At 35.7% G+C, this 19,339-nt stretch carries 19 protein-coding genes; 15 read left to right on the top strand and 4 right to left on the bottom strand.

Annotation, left to right across the window (positions count from 1 at the left end):
- Nucleotides 1-44: 44 nt before the first annotated feature.
- The 5 genes from ACFQ32_RS03145 to ACFQ32_RS03125 all read left to right on the top strand — a co-directional run bounded on the left by ACFQ32_RS03145 (nucleotide 45) and on the right by ACFQ32_RS03125 (nucleotide 4,730).
- Complete coding sequence (locus ACFQ32_RS03145; protein WP_046325729.1) at nucleotides 45-2,390, top strand: ABC transporter ATP-binding protein/permease; 2,346 nt, start codon at nucleotides 45-47, stop codon at nucleotides 2,388-2,390.
- 163 nt (nucleotides 2,391-2,553) lie between these two features.
- Complete coding sequence (locus ACFQ32_RS03140) at nucleotides 2,554-3,279, top strand: glucosamine-6-phosphate deaminase (protein ID WP_046325730.1); 726 nt, start codon at nucleotides 2,554-2,556, stop codon at nucleotides 3,277-3,279.
- Between the two features lie 157 nt (nucleotides 3,280-3,436).
- On the top strand, nucleotides 3,437-3,991 hold the full coding sequence (gene amaP, locus ACFQ32_RS03135; protein ID WP_143444031.1) for an alkaline shock response membrane anchor protein AmaP: 555 nt from the start codon (nucleotides 3,437-3,439) through the stop codon (nucleotides 3,989-3,991).
- An 11-nt stretch (nucleotides 3,992-4,002) separates the two neighbouring features.
- Entirely contained in the window at nucleotides 4,003-4,185 is a 183-nt protein-coding gene (locus tag ACFQ32_RS03130; RefSeq protein WP_046325732.1) for a DUF2273 domain-containing protein, read from the top strand.
- Between the two features lie 14 nt (nucleotides 4,186-4,199).
- A complete protein-coding gene (locus tag ACFQ32_RS03125; protein ID WP_370448600.1) occupies nucleotides 4,200-4,730 on the top strand; it encodes an Asp23/Gls24 family envelope stress response protein in 531 nt (176 codons plus the stop codon).
- Between the two features lie 211 nt (nucleotides 4,731-4,941).
- Here ACFQ32_RS03125 and ACFQ32_RS03120 read toward each other — a convergent pair whose 3' ends face one another.
- Together ACFQ32_RS03120 and ACFQ32_RS03115 are read right to left on the bottom strand one after the other, a co-directional pair.
- Complete coding sequence (locus tag ACFQ32_RS03120) at nucleotides 4,942-5,358, bottom strand: hypothetical protein (RefSeq protein WP_143444032.1); 417 nt, start codon at nucleotides 5,356-5,358, stop codon at nucleotides 4,942-4,944.
- 214 nt (nucleotides 5,359-5,572) lie between these two features.
- Complete coding sequence (locus tag ACFQ32_RS03115; RefSeq protein ID WP_052724678.1) at nucleotides 5,573-7,204, bottom strand: ABC transporter ATP-binding protein; 1,632 nt, start codon at nucleotides 7,202-7,204, stop codon at nucleotides 5,573-5,575.
- A 693-nt stretch (nucleotides 7,205-7,897) separates the two neighbouring features.
- Here ACFQ32_RS03115 and ACFQ32_RS03110 point away from each other — a divergent pair.
- From ACFQ32_RS03110 to ACFQ32_RS03090, 5 genes are all read left to right on the top strand, one after another.
- Nucleotides 7,898-8,548: a deoxynucleoside kinase gene (locus ACFQ32_RS03110; RefSeq protein WP_046325735.1), complete on the top strand. Its 651-nt coding sequence runs from the start codon at nucleotides 7,898-7,900 to the stop codon at nucleotides 8,546-8,548.
- Nucleotides 8,549-8,560: 12 nt separating this feature from the next.
- Nucleotides 8,561-9,244, top strand: coding sequence for a deoxynucleoside kinase (locus tag ACFQ32_RS03105; RefSeq protein ID WP_046325736.1), 684 nt, complete (start codon nucleotides 8,561-8,563; stop codon nucleotides 9,242-9,244).
- Between the two features lie 307 nt (nucleotides 9,245-9,551).
- Nucleotides 9,552-10,193 carry an amino acid ABC transporter permease gene (locus ACFQ32_RS03100; RefSeq protein WP_046325737.1) on the top strand — a complete coding sequence of 214 codons (642 nt, stop codon included), beginning with the start codon at nucleotides 9,552-9,554 and terminating at the stop codon, nucleotides 10,191-10,193.
- Nucleotides 10,194-10,208: 15 nt separating this feature from the next.
- Entirely contained in the window at nucleotides 10,209-10,862 is a 654-nt protein-coding gene (locus ACFQ32_RS03095; RefSeq protein WP_046325738.1) for an amino acid ABC transporter ATP-binding protein, read from the top strand.
- A complete protein-coding gene (locus ACFQ32_RS03090; RefSeq protein ID WP_046325739.1) occupies nucleotides 10,863-11,714 on the top strand; it encodes an amino acid ABC transporter substrate-binding protein in 852 nt (283 codons plus the stop codon). It abuts the gene before it with no gap.
- 6 nt (nucleotides 11,715-11,720) lie between these two features.
- Here ACFQ32_RS03090 and ACFQ32_RS03085 read toward each other — a convergent pair whose 3' ends face one another.
- Nucleotides 11,721-12,512, bottom strand: a complete 792-nt coding sequence (locus ACFQ32_RS03085) for a Cof-type HAD-IIB family hydrolase (RefSeq protein ID WP_046325740.1) — start codon at nucleotides 12,510-12,512, stop codon at nucleotides 11,721-11,723.
- A gap of 225 nt (nucleotides 12,513-12,737) precedes the next feature.
- Between ACFQ32_RS03085 and ACFQ32_RS03080 the strand changes: the two genes are divergently transcribed.
- From ACFQ32_RS03080 to ACFQ32_RS03065, 4 genes are all read left to right on the top strand, one after another.
- Nucleotides 12,738-14,045 (top strand): NCS2 family permease, encoded by a 1,308-nt coding sequence (locus ACFQ32_RS03080; protein ID WP_046325741.1) that lies wholly within the window; start codon nucleotides 12,738-12,740, stop codon nucleotides 14,043-14,045.
- A gap of 100 nt (nucleotides 14,046-14,145) precedes the next feature.
- Nucleotides 14,146-15,591: a DASS family sodium-coupled anion symporter gene (locus ACFQ32_RS03075; RefSeq protein ID WP_046325742.1), complete on the top strand. Its 1,446-nt coding sequence runs from the start codon at nucleotides 14,146-14,148 to the stop codon at nucleotides 15,589-15,591.
- A gap of 138 nt (nucleotides 15,592-15,729) precedes the next feature.
- Nucleotides 15,730-17,040: an NCS2 family permease gene (locus tag ACFQ32_RS03070; protein ID WP_046325743.1), complete on the top strand. Its 1,311-nt coding sequence runs from the start codon at nucleotides 15,730-15,732 to the stop codon at nucleotides 17,038-17,040.
- Nucleotides 17,041-17,187: 147 nt separating this feature from the next.
- The gene (locus tag ACFQ32_RS03065; protein WP_046325744.1) at nucleotides 17,188-17,379 is read left to right on the top strand and encodes a hypothetical protein; all 192 of its coding nucleotides are present in this window, start codon (nucleotides 17,188-17,190) and stop codon (nucleotides 17,377-17,379) included.
- Nucleotides 17,380-17,465: 86 nt separating this feature from the next.
- Here ACFQ32_RS03065 and ACFQ32_RS03060 read toward each other — a convergent pair whose 3' ends face one another.
- Nucleotides 17,466-17,723, bottom strand: coding sequence for a helix-turn-helix domain-containing protein (locus ACFQ32_RS03060; protein ID WP_052724679.1), 258 nt, complete (start codon nucleotides 17,721-17,723; stop codon nucleotides 17,466-17,468).
- A 285-nt stretch (nucleotides 17,724-18,008) separates the two neighbouring features.
- Here ACFQ32_RS03060 and ACFQ32_RS03055 point away from each other — a divergent pair, with 285 nt between their 5' ends.
- Nucleotides 18,009-19,331: a PTS sugar transporter subunit IIC gene (locus tag ACFQ32_RS03055; RefSeq protein ID WP_046325745.1), complete on the top strand. Its 1,323-nt coding sequence runs from the start codon at nucleotides 18,009-18,011 to the stop codon at nucleotides 19,329-19,331.
- The last annotated feature ends 8 nt before the right edge of the window (nucleotides 19,332-19,339 follow it).

The raw sequence follows: 19,339 nt of genomic DNA, 5'->3' as shown, positions 1-19,339 counted from the left end.
ACTATCTGTTATTAATTAATTATTAAAAAGAAAGAGAAAAAGACATGTTACAATTAAAAGATTTACGCAAGTCATATCATGTCGGTGATACGGTTACGCATGCACTTGATGGTGTTTCCATATCATTTCGTAACCAAGAATTTGTGGCAATTTTGGGTCCTAGTGGGTCTGGTAAAACCACGTTATTAAATGTCATTGGTGGACTTGATCGTTATGATAGTGGAGACTTAATTATTAACGGTAAATCCACTAAAAATTTTAAGGAAACAGACTGGGACGCCTACAGAAATAATTCTGTCGGCTTTGTTTTCCAAAACTATAACTTAATTTCGCATTTATCAATTATTGCTAATGTCGAATTGGGCATGAATTTATCCGGAGTTTCTGCTTCTGAGCGTCATAAGCGAGCAGTAGACGCTTTAACCCAAGTTGGCTTAAAGGACCATATTTCTAAAAACCCCAATCAACTATCTGGTGGTCAAATGCAGCGTGTCGCAATTGCGCGCGCTTTAGCCAATGATCCTGATATCTTACTGTGCGACGAACCGACCGGTGCTCTTGACACTGAAACATCTGAGCAAATCATGAAGCTGATTAAAAAGCTGTCAAAAGACCGCTTAGTAGTTATGGTTACACATAATCCTAATTTAGCTCAGGAATATGCCACCCGAATCGTCAACTTTCAGGATGGTAAAATTTTAAATGATTCCAATCCTTTTAATCCAGAAAAAGAAAAAGATACTTTTAAGCTGAAACGGACAAAAATGTCGTATTGGAACGCCATCAAGTTAAGCTTTACCAATATTATGACTAAAAAAGGCAGAACAACTTTGACAGCCTTTGCGTCAAGTATCGGAATTATATCTATCGCAGTTGTTTTAGCCTTATCCAACGGCTTTCAAAAGCAGATTGATACAACGATGAGTAAGGCACTAGCCAAATATCCCGTTACCATCAATCAAACCGCCACCGATGCTTCAAGTATTGAAGACCGTAACGAATCTGATAAGAATGTCAAAAATCGGGGCTATTTAACTGTTGAAAAAGATAGACTGCAAGAATCGACTCATCAAAATAAAATTAGTCAAAAGTATGTTAATTACATTAAAAAAATAAATCCTGATTATGCTAACAATATTTCCTATCAGCGTGGAATTAACTTAAATTTACTAACACGTAACGATAATAAAATTAAGCGAGTCCAATTCTCCCCCATTTCTGCTAGTTCAGACAGTTCTCAAGCAGCTGCCCAGATGCGGATGCAAGCAATTAGTGCTACTGGGTTAGGCTCATCAGTATTTCCTACTACACTTAATTCTGGTAAAAGTAATTTCCTGAAAGAAAATTATCAACTTTTGTCTGGAGCGTGGCCACATAAAGCTACCGATTTAGTCTTAGTAACAGATAATGAAAACAAGTTAAATATTAATATTATTAAAAACCTAGGTTTCAAAGTTAAAGCTGGTCAAAAAATAAAGTATCCCAAATTTGTTGGTAAAACCTTCAAAATTGTCGCCAACAATGACTATTATCAGAAATTACCGACAGGTATGTTTATTCCGCAAAAAATCAGTAATTCTATGTACGATAATAGCAAAACCAAACTGCGGATTGTAGGCGTCATCAGGCCAAAAGACCAAAATTCTATGGCACTTTTGTCAGCAGGAATTGCCTACAGTGACCAGTTAACACAAAATGTTATCAATAAAAATAAAGCTTCAGAGATAGTAAAAGCCCAGAAAAAGACCACTCAAAATGTCATGACTGGTCAAAGTATGAATTCTCAGGAAAAGAAACAAATGATGCAGTCAATTGGTGGTTCCACCATACCAACTAGTATGATGATTTATCCTAATGACTTTGATGCCAAAGATAAAGTACTTGATTACTTAGATAAATGGAATCGTGGTAAAAAGAAAAAAGATAAGATTATCTATACTGATATGTCAAGCGCTGTTACTTCGATGACCGGCGGCTTGCTTAATGGTATTACTACTGTCTTAGTTGCCTTTGCCGCAATCTCTTTAGTCACATCAATGATTATGATTGGTATTTTAACTTATACTTCTGTTTTAGAAAGAACTAAGGAAATAGGAATCTTAAAGGCACTTGGTGCCCGTAAAAAAGACATTACCAGGGTATTCGATGCCGAAACATTTATTTTAGGTGTTTTTTCTGGGGTTTTAGGTGTATTCATTGCTTGGTTGCTGGTCTTCCCTATTAATAGTCTTCTTTACTCAATTACTGACTTAAGCAATGTGGCGCAGCTTAACCCTACGCATGCCCTGATATTAATCATTATCTCAACCATTTTAACTATGATTGGCGGCCACTTGCCAGCGCGGATGGCAGCTAAGAAAGATGCAGCAATTGCACTAAGAAGTGAATAAAAACAGTATTTTAGAGTTTGCCTAATATTTGTTACATGTGAAACAAATATAGGTAAGCTCTTTTTTGCATAATTTTAAAGTAATATCTATTGTCGCATCCTGTTGACAAATTGGAATATACCAATTTATAATTAACTTAACTAATATGGAGGCGTAAATAAAAATGAAAATTATTATCACAGAAGATAAAGCCAGTGGCAGTAAGAAGGCTTTTGACTTATTTAAAGATAGTATTGCTAATGGCACTAAGGTAATCGGTTTGGCAACCGGCTCAACTCCCGTTACTTTATACCAGCAATGGACCGAAAGTGATTTGGATAACAGCAATTTAATTAGTATTAACCTTGATGAATATGTTGGCTTAACTCCCGATAATGACCAAAGTTATCATTATTTTATGCAAAAAAACTTGTTTGATAAAAAGCCTTTTAAACACTCTTATGTTCCTGATGGAATCAAAGCCATTAAGGATCCCGAAGGTGCTTCAGCTGACTACAACAGAATAATTGCAGAAAATCCAATTGATCTTCAATTATTAGGATTAGGACAAAACGGTCACATTGCTTTTAATGAGCCTGGAACTTCATTTGATTCTATTACCCACGAAGTACAATTAACAGAGAATACCATTAAAGCTAATTCTCGCTTCTTCAATAACATTGACGAAGTCCCTAAATCAGCTATCTGCATGGGCATTGCAAATATAATGTCTGCCAAAGAAATAGTAATTATGGCTTTTGGCGATAATAAGGCTGATGCTGTACAAAAGATGGTTGAAGGTCCAGTAACAGAAGACGTACCAGCTTCAGTTTTGCAACAACATCAAAATGTCACTCTTATTGTGGACCAGGCTGCAGCAAGTAAATTAAGTTCAACATACAATAAGTAATTAACTGATATTAAGCTAAAAAGGGCGGTGCATTAAAACACCGCTCTTTTTGTGCGCAATTTTGCGAACTGTTATTGTATACATATGGTGCATATTATTAGTCTGTTAAAATAATCAGTATTATTATTAAGATGAACCCTGAGAGGATGGTGATAAGTTGAAGAGGAGTAAAAAGTGGCTATTGGTATTAGGCATGTTATTACTATTACCTGTGCCTTGTTACTTAATATGGGAAACCAGTAGTTTTTGGCAAAAGTATTTAAAGATTAAATTACCTCATTTAGGTACTATTAACCCGATATTTGCCTGGTATTTAATTGGTATTAGTATAATTGTTTTTATAATACTAATTGTTAGTTTAATTGTCATCCTATTTTGGCCAGTCCAAAGAAACTTTAATTTAATTCATAAAAGTGATGGTCAAGTTAAGGTTACTTCCAAGGCCATTAATGGCTATGTAATGAATTCACTTGCCGATTTACCTTATTTAAATAATGCAAAGGTTAGTTCCAAGTTAACAAAACGCCGAATTAAAATTAAAATCGGCGGTGACTTGGGCCCTGGTGAAAACATTGCTGCCCTGCTTAACGACTATCTTGAAGAATTAAAAAAGAATCTGAAGCAATTGCTAGGAATTGAGCAAAAACCAAAAATTAACATCAAGTTTATCAATTATCACAAAGCAGATAAGCCTGAAAGGCGCGTTCAATAAAGGAGGTCAAAATGAAAGAAGAATATAAAAAATACCTCCCAGAAATAAGCGGTGCCGTAATTGGCGTGTTACTGGCATTTTGCTTTTTGATACTGGGATTTTTCAAAACTATTTTCGTCATCGTAATGTTAGTCTGCGGCTTTTTAGTTGGACATTACTGGCCGGTATTCAAAAAAATGTTGCAGAATAAATAATTTATATAAGGAGTATATACAATATGGTACAATCAAGTTCAAATCAAAGTAGTTCAAAGCCTGAAGTTAAAGGCGATTTAAAATATGATTCAAAGGTAATTCAAAAAATCGTGGGTATTGCCTTATCTGACATTAAAGGTCTTTTAACAGTTAACGGCGGCTTTTTCTCAAATATTGCCGATAAAATTGTTAATAGCGATGACGTCACTTCAGGCGTAAATGTTGAAGTAGGCAAAAAGCAGGTAGCCGTTGATATTGAGATCGTTGCAGAATATGGCGTAGACATTACCAAGCTATATGATCAAATTAAAGAAAAGATCCAAGAAAAAGTTAAAGAAATGACCGGTCTTGATACAGTTGAAGTCAATGTTACAGTAGTTGACATTAAAACTAAAGAGCAACACGAAAAAGATTCTGTCAGCTTACAGGACCGTATCACCGGTGCTGCTAATGACACTAAGGATAAAATCAGCGATCAAAAAGACAAAGCTCAAGATAAAGTTGAAGAAAAGAAAAAGGAATCTAAAGAATCTAGAGTTAAATAATAAGCATAATTTTTGATGTTAACCCTAAAATTTGGACACTTTTTTAGTTGATATCTAAGGACTAATTGCCGATATTCAATCGGAGTTAGTCCTTTTAGTTTGATTTTAATTTTATCTTGTTTAGATAATTTAGTCATAAAAATAGCCTCCAAATTTGTCCTAAATTTGGGGGTCATTTCATAACTCTACTACCTTTTATGAATTAATGAAATTAACCGTAATATTGATCCTGGTCTAAAGCAGTTTCATCGAAATTAACTATCATAAATTCATAGTTTGAAAAACACTCCATCCAATTGTTAAAATAGTCGTTCTCTTTTTTTAGCGACTTACTGCTTTCTTCTCCTTCTATTATAAAAGGCTTTGAACGTATATTAAAATTTGCATGTATTGCACCCAGCAAGTTCAATAAACACAAGAAATCTTTTGCTGAATCCACACTTACATGAAAAGATTTAAACGAGTTATTATTTTCGCCAAGATATCTTTTTGCTCTATTATACTCATCAGCAGATTCTGCCTTATAATTTTCAACGCTATTTACATTCTCTTCAATAATAGCTGTCGGAGCTTGATTTTTAAAAAGATCTAGTATCTTTCTTAATTTAAAAAATTGTTCATCATTCATTTTTATCATTCCATTTAAAAGGCGGTGCGTGGAAACATTATATCTCCTAGGAAGCCATCAATTTTGCCGCTTATTTCTGCAGAATATTAGGTAATAGCTACATTTGCATTTAAGAGTATCTTCATTGACTGTATCTGCATAAAACACTATGCCCATAATCTAAAAGACTAGAGTTTCACAGCTTATTTAATTGGTCAATAAAAGACTCAGCATTCTATTTTCCTAATTCAATTACTTGATCAAACTGCTTTTTAATTTCAGGTCGCAAGTGGTGGGAAATGTAGACTAGAGTGATATCGTTCAAATTGAGCAAGCTCTGTTCGATTTTTTGTCCGTCCTTTTCATCAATTGCGGAAGTAATTTCATCGGCCAAAATAACCTGCGGGTTACCCAGCAATTGCCGTGCCAGTGCAATTCGCTGCTTTTGCCCACCCGAAATATTGTTACCGGCGTGTTTTAAAACAGTGTCAAGCCCGCTGGCGCTGTCAGCGACAAATTTTTCCAAACCTGCACGTTTAATCGCAGTCTTCAGCTCTTCTTCAGTTGCCTCACGATCTAAAGTGATGTTATAACGCAGGCTGCCATCAAAAATATAGGCTGACTGGTCAATATAAGCGATCTGCTTATGTAGCGACCGCAGACTAAGCTCACGGTATTCATTGTTATCCCAGGTAAGTGATCCTTGGTAGCCGGTTAATAAACCACCAATTAATTTTACCAGGGTCGACTTACCGCAGCCTGACGGTCCAACAATAGCTACCCGTTCTCCTCGCTTAATGCTGCCGGCAACATTCGTTAAAATAGGTCTATCACTATTGGGGTAGCTGAACGAAAGATCGCTAAATGCAATTTGCTGGGTCAAAGGAGCAACATCCTTGTCCCCTGTTTTTTCCTGCGTATTAGCTAATTTATTATATTTGTCAAAAATAGGTTGAACTGCCCGAATTGAAGTTAGATCAATACTGATTTCTGTCAAGCTGCCAAAAACATTCCCGGACATTGAACCAACAATTAAAATAGCTCCAATTGGAATCTGATTGTGAAAGGCCAGGTATCCGGATTCAACAGTTAAAATAGTTTGAGCAGATATACTTATCAGATTAATCAATGAATTAGAGAATGACATTTCCGTAATGTAATTAACCCGAGCCTGTCCAGTCTTATCTGATGCCGCAAGAACTATTTTATTGAGCAATTTTTGCTGACCAAGCGTGAGCAGGTTGACAAAGCCCTCAAGAACATCGGTTATTTTTGACGTTAACACCTCATTTTGCTTGCTTTGTTTTTGCGATAATTCCTCCAACTTTTTCTTAAAAAGACGGGGAAATAAAATCATAATAACAGCAAAAACCAAAGTGGTTACAAATAAGAGTGGATGGTAAAAAAACAGGATGACACTGGCAATAATTCCTAGGAGTGCGCTGCTAAATGTTTGCTCTAAACTGAAAAAGCCATCTTGATTAATTTGGTTAATATCGTTAGTAAACCAGGAAACATAATCAGCTTCCGTGTGCTTGTTGAAATCTTCATACTCTTGGCGACCAATTATATGGGCTAATGCGTTCCTAATGGAATTATCGACGGCCTTGATGATTACAGCGGAATACCGTGAACTACAAAAAAAGAAAATCAGAAAAAAGCCCCAGCTAAGCAAGTTTAAACCTGTATCAACAATAAAGCCCTTTAAACTGTGCTGAGTCAAAGCAGTAAGTGCATTACCTTTAAAAATGCTGGCAGCAGTTTGTGCTAAATTCCGCCCAAAATAGAGGATGGCTAAAATTACATACATGCCTGAATTACGTTTAATGTAGGTCCAAAGCGAAAATTTTGTTATAGTATCGTCCATGATTTACTTCCTGTCTAAATCCCTATTTTTAGAGTTAATACTAAAATGATTTTGGTTTAATAGAATAATATGGTTTTTGCATTACTTCTTCAAAAGACTCTTAAATGGTACTTACAGCAGGAGTTGTACTATCTAAAGATAAAAATCTTTTCAAGATATCAGTTATGCCCTCTTACTTCCATCATTTACTAATAATTTTATAATTTACTTACTATCTTATATCTTTTTTAACATTAAAACAATTTCTTTTTAATTTTCATTCTTAGAATTTTCCCATAGCAGCAGTATATAAATATCAACTGCAACTTTTTCGAGCCTTAAAAAAATAATTCGTTCTATAATTGCAAAATCACTTATTATACTTAATGCAATCAAAACGAGCAATTATTGACTACTTTATTTATCACAGCATCGAAAGAATCAAAGTACAGAATAAAAGGGCTTAACACCGAATGATATCGGCATCAATCCTCAGTAAAATAATTAATTAAGATTTATCAGTCAGATTTTTTGGTTTCACGTGTAACATCTAATTTTGTAATAAATTATTTACTTGAATACTTAATTTTTTATTCTGTATTATACAAAATTACTTGACTTTTTGATTAAAATTTTAATTTACTTTTTGCTTGTATACCACTATATCTCGTATTAAACTAAATAAGAATCTATATATTGTATTTATGAAAGAACGTGATCCAAGTTATTGTTTTAAGTGGGCCAATTGGAGCCGGTAAATCCAGTTTAACTAGTATTTTAGCTGAGCACTTAGGTACACAAGCCTTTTATGAGGGAGTTGATAATAATCCTGTTCTTCCTTTATATTACCAAGACATGAAACGCTATACTTTTTTGCTTAATATCTATCTGCTTAACCATCGTTTAGCACAAATCAACCAGGCAATTCGTGAAAAAAATAGTGTATCAGACCGTTCAATTTATGAAGATGCACTCTTTTTCAAAATGAACGCGGACAGTAAAGTAGCTGACCCTACTGAATTTAAGATATACGACAGTTTACTCGAAAACATGATGGAAGATACCCCAGGTAATCCCAGCAAAAAGCCAGATTTACTAATTTACATTCATGTTTCCCTGGATACAATGCTTAAACGCATTAAAAAGCGGGGGCGTTCATTTGAGCAAATCAGTACCGATCCTAGTTTAAAAGACTATTACGCTAGGCTAATTAAGTACTATGAACCATGGTATGAGAAATATGATGCATCTCCTAAGATTAAGATCGACGGGGATAAATACGATTTTATCTGCGATGAAGATGCCAAAAAAGAAGTTTTAAATCAGATTGATGACAAATTGCACGCAATAGGCAATTTAGAATAGAGAAGGAACGTGATGACAGTTATTGTTTTAAGCGGGCCAATTGGAGCCGGTAAATCCAGTTTAACCAGTATATTAGCTAAGTATTTAGGAACCAAACCATTTTATGAAAGTGTCGATAACAATCCTGTATTGCCACTTTTTTATGCTGATCCTAAAAAATACGCATTCTTACTTCAGGTATTTTTCCTAAACACTCGTTTTCGTAGTATCAAGGATGCATTGACTGATGATAACAACGTTCTTGATCGTTCAATCTATGAAGACGCCCTTTTCTTTCAGATGAACGCAGATATTGGTCGGGCCACCAAAGAAGAAGTAGCTACCTATTACGAACTGCTTAATAATATGATGAGTGAGCTCAAACATATGCCTAAGAAAAATCCAGACTTGCTGGTTCATATTAAAGTTTCATACGATACCATGATTAAAAGAATTCAAAAACGTGGTCGACCTTATGAACAATTGAGCTATGATGCAACACTGGAAGATTATTATAAGCGGCTTTTACGCTACTATAAACCTTGGTATGAAAAGTATGACTACTCACCTAAAATGGAGATAGATGGTGACAAGCTAGACTTTATGACTGATAAGCAGGCTAGAGAAGTTGTACTTGATCAAATTGTTGCCAAATTAAAAGAAATGGGTAAATTACCCGAATCATGGAATAAGTCTACAAATATTCAAATAGATTAACAATAAATAAATTATGATCAAAAGGTCATTAGAACTATGTGCTAATGGCCTTTTTATGTTGCCTATTGCTATTTTAAAGTACTGTTTAATTTATAGTAAAAGCTCTAAAAGTGAGCTCTAGCAATTAGATAGCTGGATGACAATTTAAATATTTTGTTACTTACTCAAATAAAAAATCAGAAAACTATGTTATTATTGAATCATATATTTTTCACATATTTTTTTAATCAATTTATCCAGTTTTATTTGCTCGAGCAGGCTAATCATTTACCCGCCCTATTAAATTAACTTTATAAGAAGGAGAAAAATGAATTATATCCTTTCAATTATGCCCTCTCTCTTTGCAGGTGCAAAAATGACATTAATTTTATTCTTTTGGACTTTAATTACTGCTATTCCCTTAGGGATTATAGTTAGCTTAGGCTTACTGTCACATTTTAAGCCTCTACGATTAATTCTAAAATTTTATATCTGGATTATGCGGGGTACCCCACTCTTGTTACAATTAATTTTTATTTTTTATGGCTTACCCATAGTCGGAATAATTTTTCAACGCTACGATGCAGCGCTTTTTGCTTTTATCTTAAACTACACAGCTTATTTCGCAGAAATTTTCCGTGGAGGCTTTCAGTCAATTCCAATAGGACAATATGAAAGTGCACGGGTTTTGAGACTAAATTACTGGCAAACTTTGACACATATTATAATTCCGCAAGTTAGTAAAATTGTCATACCCTCAATCGGAAACGAAGTTATCAACCTGGTTAAGGATACTTCGCTTGTTTATGTCATCGGTCTAGGTGAACTTTTACGTGCCGGCAATGTTGCTACTGCCAGAGACGTAACACTGATTCCTTTAATGATAGTCGGGATAATCTATTTACTAATGACTGGTATAGCATCATTTTTGCTAAAGAAAATTGAACGCAATTTTGCAAAGTGGAAGTAAATTAAAGGAAACAATATGCTAGAACTTAAAAACATTACCAAAAAATTTGGCTCACGCACTATCTTAAACAAATTAAACCTCACTATTCCTGACCAACAGATTTTGGCCATTGTAGGACCTTCGGGAGCGGGAAAAACCACTTTATTGCGCTGCTTAAGTGGTTTGGAAAGAATTGATTCAGGTGAATTCTTATGGGATGGGCAAAAATTCGACCCGACTGCTCCTGATAGCAAAAGTCATATTATCGGAGTCGTTTTTCAAAGCTATGAGCTTTTTCCTAATTTAACTGTAATTGAAAACATTACTTTGGCACCAACCCTAGTTTTAAAAGAAACTGCAGAGCAGGCGCAAACTCACGCACAAAAGTTATTGCAACAACTGGATTTAACTGGTAAAGAGGATCTTTATCCCTATCAGCTTTCTGGAGGTCAGCAACAAAGAGTAGCTATTGTACGTGCGCTAGCAATGGAGCCTCATATCTTATGTTATGATGAGCCCACCTCTGCTTTGGACCCAGATTTAAGAACAAAAGTCGGAAAAATAATTTTAAAACTTAAAAATAATAACAAAATGACACAAATTATTGTGACTCATGACATGGAATTCGCCAGTCAAGTTGCTGATCAAGTATTTAGAGTTAAAGCATTAGATGATAAGAAGGTAATATAAGTGAAAACTAAGCGCCTCTTAATTCTTGCAATAACGCTCGTCTGTTCTATCTTCTTTGTTTCTGGCTGCAGTGGTGTGTCAATTAATAGAAAAGCTAACGAAGTTGATAATTGGTCCCATATCAAGCAGCGTGGGTATGTTACAGTTGGTGTAGATGATACTTTTGTGCCCATGGATTTTAGGCAAAAAAATGGTCAGTTAATTGGTTATGACGTTGATCTAGCTAAAGCAGTATTTAAGCAATATGGCATCAATGTCAGCTTTCAAACTATTGACTGGTCTATGAATACTACAGAGCTTAAAAACGGCACAATCGATCTGATATGGAATGGTTTTAGCAAGAATCCAGAACGTAAGGCCAAAGTTAATTTTAGTAAAACTTATCTGTATACTTCACAAGTATTAGTAAGCCTCAAGAAGAATAAAATTAATACTATTGCTGCAATGAAAAATAAGACTTTAGGAGTTCAAACCGGCTCTTCTGGCTATAACGATGTAATGAAATACCCTAAAGTTTTTAAAAACCATATTAAAAATCATGATCCTATTCTCTATGATTCCTTTACCAATGCTTTTATAGATTTAACTGCTAGCAGGATTGACGGCCTTTTAATCGACAGTTCTTATGCAGACTATTACATTTCTAAGCAAAAGCATCCGGAAAATTTTACCGAAATCGATAGTCCCTTCCCTAAAGAAGAATTTGGTGTCGGTTTGAGAAAAAGTGACGTAACCATGAAGCGCAAAATCAATCAAGCACTAGAAAAACTAGCACGAAACGGTACTCTCACAAGAATTAATCACAAATGGTTCGGTAATCAAGCACGATCTCCCTTGCTTGAAACGAACTAAGCTCTATTAATTTATTTTGTCAAGGACTGCTGCTATGCCATCATGATTGTTGTCTAAAGTAGTTGTAAATTTTCTCTTTAGGTCCTCCGGTGCATTCCCCATTACTACAGGGTGACCCACTGATTGCAGCATTTTTTCATCATTATAATTGTCGCCAAATGCCCAGCATTCTTTTAAGTCTGCGCCCAAGGCCTGAGCTATTACTTTTACACCCTGACCCTTAGAAACGCCCTTAACAACAACTTCCAATAAATTTGCAGCAGATTTTACGATGTAAAATTCAGGATAAAGTTGCTGCAAGTCTTTTTGCGTAGCATCTAATAAATCGGGCGTGCCCATCAGCAAAATTTTATGAACATTTTCAAGTTGGCTGATTTCAGCAATTGAACTTGGTTGCGCCCTGAATTTAACTATTTTTTCCTCGTTCTTAACTAATTCATCATTATTACCTGGGAAATAATACCAGTTGTTACCGCTGTAGACATTCCAAACCACACCATTATTTTTATGTTCAATATAGGTGCATATTTCTGCAGCTTTTGCAGAAGGCATGGAACGTGAATCAAGCGTGTGACCCATTTCATCCAAAACCAAAGCTCCATTATATGCAACCATTGGACATGCTTTAGTAATTTCACCGACAACTGACATAATTGCCTTGGGCATGCGGGCAGAAACTGGCACAAAAACATTACCCTTAATAATTTGCTTCCGAATAGCCATTTTAGTTTTAGGTGTAACTTCTTGTTTTGAGTTAATTAAAGTACCATCTATATCTGAAAAAATTAAATTTCCCATTTTTTCTCCTATCGAGTTTCATAAATTAATACAGTTTTACCCTCATTTTACCGATTAAAGTATTAACAGGTCAATTTGTTCATAAATGTAACTATTAATAAATTATGCTTATTTTGCCTAATTATAGCTAGTATTATTCGTGTTTGCATTATTTTAAATGAATGGTAAACTAGAATAGTCGTTAGTTTGATTTAAAACACGAACAATATATTTGGGAGAGGTTAGATGAATTTTATAAAGAGTTATTTTCAACTCGATAAATACAAAACCAATGTTAAAATTGAATTTCTTGCTGGGTTAACAACTTTTATCAGCATGTCATACATTTTATTTGTTAACCCAAGTGTCTTGGGAGCCAGTGGCATGGATAAAGGGGCAGTTTTTACAGCCACTGCTTTAGCCAGTGCTTTAGGTACTGCTATTATGGGGATCGTTGCCAACTATCCTATTGGAGAAGCTCCTGCCCTTGGTATTAATGCGTTTTTTGCTTATACCGTTTGTGTAGGTATGCATGTTTCATGGGAAACAGCCTTAGCCGCTGTCTTTGTGGCCTCTATTATCTTCATTTTAATTACTATGTTTAAGTTAAGGGAAAAGATTATCAATGCTATCCCTGCTGACTTAAAATTCGCTATTTCTTCCGGAATCGGCCTGTTCATCGCATTTTTGGGAATGCAAGATGGTGGTTTAATTGTAGCAAACAAATCAACACTGGTCGGCTTGGGTTCACTTCATGATCCGGCTGTCTGGATTACCATTTTCGGCCTTATTGTTACTGTTGTTTTAATGATTTTAAATGTACCGGGAGCTATTTTTATTGGTATGATCCTGGCAGCTATTTTTGGTGTAGTTACAGGACAAATCCCTTTACCAACTAAAATAGTTTCAGTAGCACCAAGTATTGCCCCATCATTTGGCCAAGCGATTTTCCATGTTAAAGATATTAATACTCTGCAAATGTGGGTAGTTGTACTTACCTTCCTCTTAGTAACTTTCTTTGACACTGCCGGTACTTTAATTGGCTTAGCCCAACAAGCCGGCTTTATGAAAGACAACAAAATGCCCCGTGTAGGTAAAGCTCTGGCGTCAGACTCAACTGCTATGATGGTTGGCTCCGTTTTAGGAACTTCACCAGTCGGTGCTTTTGTTGAATCAAGTGCCGGTATTGCTGTTGGCGGCCGGACTGGTTTAACTGCTGTCTTTGTGGCTATTTTCTTCTTAATATCAATGATATTCAGTCCCCTGTTAGGCTTGTTTACCACACATGTTACAGCGCCAGCATTAATTATTGTTGGTGTTCTGATGGCACAAAACACAGCACATATTCAATGGGACAAGATGGAAATTGCAGTTCCTGCTTTTCTAATTTTAATTGGTATGCCTTTAACCTATTCAATATCCGATGGTTTGGCTTTAGGGTTAATAACCTACCCTATATGCATGGTTGCTGCCAAGAGAGTTAAAGAAATTACACCAATGATGTGGATTCTTTTCTTCGTCTTTATTGTCTTTCTATGGGTACTAAATTTCTAAGACTTACTAATTGTTAAAAAAATATAATATGATAAACTAAGCAAATATATTGATGTCAATCGTACTCATATATTTGCTTTTTATTTTGGAAGAGGTTTTTATGAAAACAATAGATTACAAAAAATTTATATTGCCACTATTGTTTGGCCTTATATTCTGGTTGACGACGCCAATTCGTCCAGCCGGAGTATCAGTTCAAGCCTGGCATATGCTGGCAATATTTATTGGAACAATTATTGGCTGTATCACATTGCCAATAGCAATCAGCGGCGTCACTTTAATTGGCTTTACTTTAACCATTTGTCTTGGACTTGCACCACTTGCAGACAAAATTGTTAACGGAAAAGTAATCGAAAAGGGAGCCATTAATGCATTTGCAAATTCATCTGCCTGGCTTATAGTCATGGCTTTTATGATTTCGCGAGGTATCGTAAAAACCGGCTTGGGGCAGAGAATTGCTTTATATTTTGTTAAGTGGTTTGGTCATAAGTCCCTAGGTTTAGGTTACGCAATAGGAGCTATCGATTTAATAGTATCCCCTGCAACTCCTTCAAATGGTGCAAGAGCAGGTGGTGTGGTATATCCATTAATTCAATCATTAGCAAATACATTTGACTCTAAGCCCAATGATCCTTCACGTAAAAAGATGGGAGCTTACCTAACTTTTACGGAATTTCAAGTTAATATCATAACTTCGTCATTATTTATGACCGCATGTGCGCCTAACTTAATCGCCGTTGCACTAGCCGGTAAGGCCGGCGTAACTCTTAGCTGGATGCCGTGGCTTATGGCCAGCATTGTACCTGCAGCAATTTGTCTAATTGTGGTGCCATATTTTGTTTACAAACTTTATCCACCAGAAATTAAAGAAACTCCTAACGCCAAAGAATGGGCCGATGGGGAATTAGCAAAAATGGGAAAGCTTACTTTATCTGAAAAATTAATGGCAGCCATTTTTGCAATCACCTTAGTACTCTGGATGCTTTCCAGCACTTTAGGAATTGATGCTACACTAATTGCTTTCATTTCTGTTTCCCTTTTGTTACTTACTGGTGTATTAACACCTAAAGACTTGTTGAGTGAAACTGGCGCCTGGAATATTTTGATTTGGCTGTCAATTTTAGTATTCATGGCTGAGAAGCTTACTCAGTTTGGCTTGATTGGCTGGATATCAAGTAGCATTTCTAGTGCAATGAAAGGCCTCAACTGGTTAATAGTTTTGGTAGTTCTAGCATTGGTCTTGTTCTATACCCACTACTTATTTGCCAGTGCTACAGCTCATAATTCAGCAATGTATCTGCCATTATTAACTGTAGCAATTTCTGCCGGTGCACCTAAATTACTGGCAGCACAATTTTTAGCTCTATTTTCTGCAATCATGGGCTCTACTACCCATTATTCCAGTCCTGCTGCATCAGTCTTAGCTTCTTCTGGTTATGTAAAACAAGATGAGTGGTGGAAATTGAGTTTTACATTTGGTATTTTTTATATCTTAATTTATGGCATTATCGGATTAGCTTGGATGAAACTAATCGGTATGTGGTAATTATGCAAAGCAAATCTTGATAGGTTTGCTTTTTTATTTCCTGGGAAATAATTTTGCATTACATGGTCCATTTACTCCCAATAAGTTATATACTAGATATATTAGTTCTTTATAATTTTAATATTTTTAGGAGGAAAAATGACGACACTAGATAAAGTCTTTCATTTAAACGATGCTCATACCACTGTTAAACGTGAATTAATAGCTGCATTAACCACGTTTGTCAGTCTCTCCTACATCCTTTTTGTTAACCCAAACATTTTGCATGCAGCCGGTATTGATAAAGGGGCAGCATTTACAGTTACTGCAATTTCGATTGCAATTGGCTGCTTCATTATGGGTCTAGTAGCTAATTACCCCGTTGCTCTAGCCCCAACATTAGGTAGCGCAGCCTTTTTCGCTTACAATGTCTGCGGAGGAATGCATATTAACTGGCAAACTGCCTTAGCTGCTGTTTTAGTTGCATCTATTTTATTTATTTTAATAACAGTTTTGAAGCTGCGTGAAATAGTAGTTGATGCTATTCCACAAGATCTGAAATATGCTATTTCTGCTGGTATCGGCTTATTTATCGCCTTTATCGGCCTGCAAAATGGTAAGTTAATTGTCAATAGTGATTCCAATTTAGTTACTTTAGGCAAGTTTAATTCACCAGCTGTCTGGATTACTCTTTTTGGCTTGACCCTCACCGTAATCTTAATGGCAATGAATGTACCCGGATCAATTTTTATTGGTATGGTCATTACAGCTGTCTTTGGGGTTATTATTGGCCAAGTTGCTGTGCCAAAGGGTATTATTGCGAGTGCTCCAAGTATTGCTCCGACATTTGGTCAAGCTGTATTTCACTTAAAAGATATTAATACCCCACAACTATTCATGGTAGTTTTAACGTTCCTACTTGTTACGTTCTTTGATACAGCAGGTACATTGATTGGAATGACTGAACAAGCAGGCATGGTAGATCAAAATGGTAAGATTCCACGAATTGGAAAAGCTTTCGTTTCCGACTCTTTAGCAATGGTCGAGGGGGCCGTCTTAGGTACTGCGCCACTGGGAACTTCTGTAGAATCAAGTGCAGGAATTGCCATGGGCGGACGTACTGGTTTAACGGCAATTTTCGTAGGAATTTTCTTCCTAATATCAATGATTTTCAGTCCACTTCTGGCGGTTATTCCCACCACTGTTACTGCACCAGCACTAATTATCGTTGGCGTACTCATGGCCGGAAATCTGAAAAAAATCAATTGGGACAAATTTGAGATTGCTTTCCCAGCATTTTTAACAGTAGTTGGTATGCCATTGACTTACAGCATTTCTGACGGCTTGGCACTCGGCATGATAGCTTACCCAATTACCATGATTGCTTCTAAGCAAGCCAAAAAAGTTTCACCAATGATGTATATCCTATTAGTAATATTTGTTATCTTTTTCTTGATTACAAATATGTAAAGATATTAGTTTAATTACAAAAGATCACTTCAGTTTGAAGTGATTTTTTGTTTGTAATCATTCATAAATCTCACTTTACTTTTTAGTTATTTAATACTAAAATTCAGAAATAAAATTTTAAATTACCACTAATGGGAGGGAATTATTTTGCATAATACTAAAGAAAAAGCAATCAATCATTACACTGGAACTATTACTTTCTTTTTTGTTGCTCTAATAACCAGCTTTAATTCTGGCTTTTTCCCTTATTCCATTGCTGGCAGGCTCTGCGCCATTTTGTGGCTAGTCACATTCAGTCTCTTAATTTTTGCCTTTGAATATTTTGATCAATCATATTAATGTCGAAAATAAAGGCATAGCAAAAGCAGCAGTAAATTCCGGTATCTGGCTTTTAGCAGCCTTGGTTCTGGTACTATTCAGCGTGTTTACGGCCGCAGTTTAAGCGCCTTATCTGGTAACGTCTTTGCGCTGCTTGCGCATCGTAGCGTACCTTTGCCGTGATACCAAGAAATCTGGCCGCGTTCAAGCTCATATTTCACGGTTGTAGGTGAACAATTGGGACTGGCGGCAACTTGACGCAGGAACTGACCTTGGCTGCGTAAAACCTCGAGCGTCACCCGATCAGTTAAGGCAAGATGTTGGCCCTTTTGGTGAGTAGATATGGTAGAATTAAGCGAGTTCATTGGTAACTTCTTTCTAGAATTGATTGGGTTAATTACATTCTATCAGAGAAGTCCAATGGACTTTTTTTATTTTCTAATCAGTGCAAGTGTTCAACTTCATTTTACAATTTACCAAAATAAAATATTATCGATTTTTCTAAAACTAAAACTCACATTATTCTTTATCAAAATTACTTTTTTATTCCGTTATTTATAAAAGCCCTTTCAAAATTGTAGGTGAAATGTTAAACTGTACATGTACAATATCATAAAGTGCTTACATAATTTAAGAAAGGTATAATTATAATGAAAAGTTTCATGAATGACAAAGTCTTGCCTACAATAATGAAATTTGTTAATACTCGCCCAATTAAAGCGATTAAAGATGGAATGATCTATCCTACTCCATTTATAATTGTTGGTGCTATTTTTTTAATTTTAGGACAGTTCCCTATACAATCTGTTCAAGATTATTTAAACAAAATTGGTATTGGTCCTGTTTTAATGCAAGCAAGTAATGCCTCATTTGGAATTATGGCACTTTTTGCTGTTTTCGGAATTGCTTACTGCTGGGTTAAGGATGCTGGCTTTGAAGCTGCACCAGCGGGACTCTTAGCCGTTACTGTCGATATTATATTGCAGCCTGATACAATAAAAACCGTCACTAATATTGCGAATCCTAGTAAGACCTCAACTTCTTGGCAAGCCACTAACCTAATAGATAAAAATTGGTTAGGTGGCAAGGGAATGGTAATAGCCCTAATAGTTGGCTTATTTGTTGGATGGCTTTATTCATGGTTTATGAAACATCAGTTAGTTATTAAAATGCCAGAACAGGTTCCAGCTAATGTTGCTGCTTCTTTCACTGCTTTAGTACCAGCTGCCGCAATTATTACTATTGCTGCAATTGTTTGCGGAATCTTTAGTCTTGGTTTTCATACCACATTGGCAGAGTGGATTTATAAAGTAATCCAAATTCCACTACAACATGCAACTGATGGCATTGGTGGAATGTTAATTATTTCTATTTTACCGGTTTTCTTATGGTTCTTTGGTGTTCATGGCTCAACTATTGTTGGGGGCATTATGACCCCACTTTTAATGTCTAATAATGCTGATAATTCAGCATTGTATAAGGCAGGAAAGCTTACTTTAGCTAATGGTGCACACATTGTAACGCAATCTTTTATGGATCAATGTCTAACCGTTACTGGAGCCGGAATGACGATTGGATTAGTTGTGTTTATGTGCTTAAATGCTAAATCAGTTCAAATGAAAATTTTAGGTAAGTTGGAAATAGTACCTGCAATTTTTAATATTAACGAACCAATTCTTTTTGGCCTTCCTATCGTCTTAAATCCATTAATGCTAGTGCCTTTTGTCTTAACACCATTTCTTTCAGGCAGTGCAACTTATGCTGCAATTGCTCTAGGCATTATCCCACCATTTAATGGCGTTTATGTACCTTGGACAACCCCCGCAGTACTTTCTGGACTAATAGTTGGCGGGTGGAAAACTGCACTATGGCAACTTTTAATGTTAGTAATGAGTTTCTTTATATATTATCCATTTGCCAAAAATTATGACAAAATCTTAATTGCCCAAGAAAAAGCGAAAGTAGAAAAATAAGTCAAGGA

Origin of the sequence: Lactobacillus melliventris, assembly GCF_042679465.1 — a bacterium.
Classification (GTDB): domain Bacteria; phylum Bacillota; class Bacilli; order Lactobacillales; family Lactobacillaceae; genus Lactobacillus; species Lactobacillus melliventris.
The sequence above is the reverse complement of the archived record's forward strand: the minus strand, read 5'-3'. Positions and strand labels throughout refer to the sequence as shown.

What these genes read in the sequence shown, in the direction of transcription:
- ACFQ32_RS03070 (WP_046325743.1), top strand. Translation starts at nt 15,730, where the DNA reads ATGACGACACTAGATAAAGTCTTTCATTTAAACGATGCTCATACCACT.
- ACFQ32_RS03140 (WP_046325730.1), top strand. Translation starts at nt 2,554, where the DNA reads ATGAAAATTATTATCACAGAAGATAAAGCCAGTGGCAGTAAGAAGGCT.
- ACFQ32_RS03130 (WP_046325732.1), top strand. Translation starts at nt 4,003, where the DNA reads ATGAAAGAAGAATATAAAAAATACCTCCCAGAAATAAGCGGTGCCGTA.
- ACFQ32_RS03105 (WP_046325736.1), top strand. Translation starts at nt 8,561, where the DNA reads ATGACAGTTATTGTTTTAAGCGGGCCAATTGGAGCCGGTAAATCCAGT.
- ACFQ32_RS03080 (WP_046325741.1), top strand. Translation starts at nt 12,738, where the DNA reads ATGAATTTTATAAAGAGTTATTTTCAACTCGATAAATACAAAACCAAT.
- ACFQ32_RS03145 (WP_046325729.1), top strand. Translation starts at nt 45, where the DNA reads ATGTTACAATTAAAAGATTTACGCAAGTCATATCATGTCGGTGATACG.
- ACFQ32_RS03100 (WP_046325737.1), top strand. Translation starts at nt 9,552, where the DNA reads ATGAATTATATCCTTTCAATTATGCCCTCTCTCTTTGCAGGTGCAAAA.
- ACFQ32_RS03085 (WP_046325740.1), bottom strand. Translation starts at nt 12,512, where the DNA reads ATGGGAAATTTAATTTTTTCAGATATAGATGGTACTTTAATTAACTCA.
- ACFQ32_RS03060 (WP_052724679.1), bottom strand. Translation starts at nt 17,723, where the DNA reads ATGAACTCGCTTAATTCTACCATATCTACTCACCAAAAGGGCCAACAT.
- ACFQ32_RS03120 (WP_143444032.1), bottom strand. Translation starts at nt 5,358, where the DNA reads ATGAATGATGAACAATTTTTTAAATTAAGAAAGATACTAGATCTTTTT.
- ACFQ32_RS03095 (WP_046325738.1), top strand. Translation starts at nt 10,209, where the DNA reads ATGCTAGAACTTAAAAACATTACCAAAAAATTTGGCTCACGCACTATC.
- ACFQ32_RS03075 (WP_046325742.1), top strand. Translation starts at nt 14,146, where the DNA reads ATGAAAACAATAGATTACAAAAAATTTATATTGCCACTATTGTTTGGC.
- ACFQ32_RS03055 (WP_046325745.1), top strand. Translation starts at nt 18,009, where the DNA reads ATGAAAAGTTTCATGAATGACAAAGTCTTGCCTACAATAATGAAATTT.
- ACFQ32_RS03115 (WP_052724678.1), bottom strand. Translation starts at nt 7,204, where the DNA reads ATGGACGATACTATAACAAAATTTTCGCTTTGGACCTACATTAAACGT.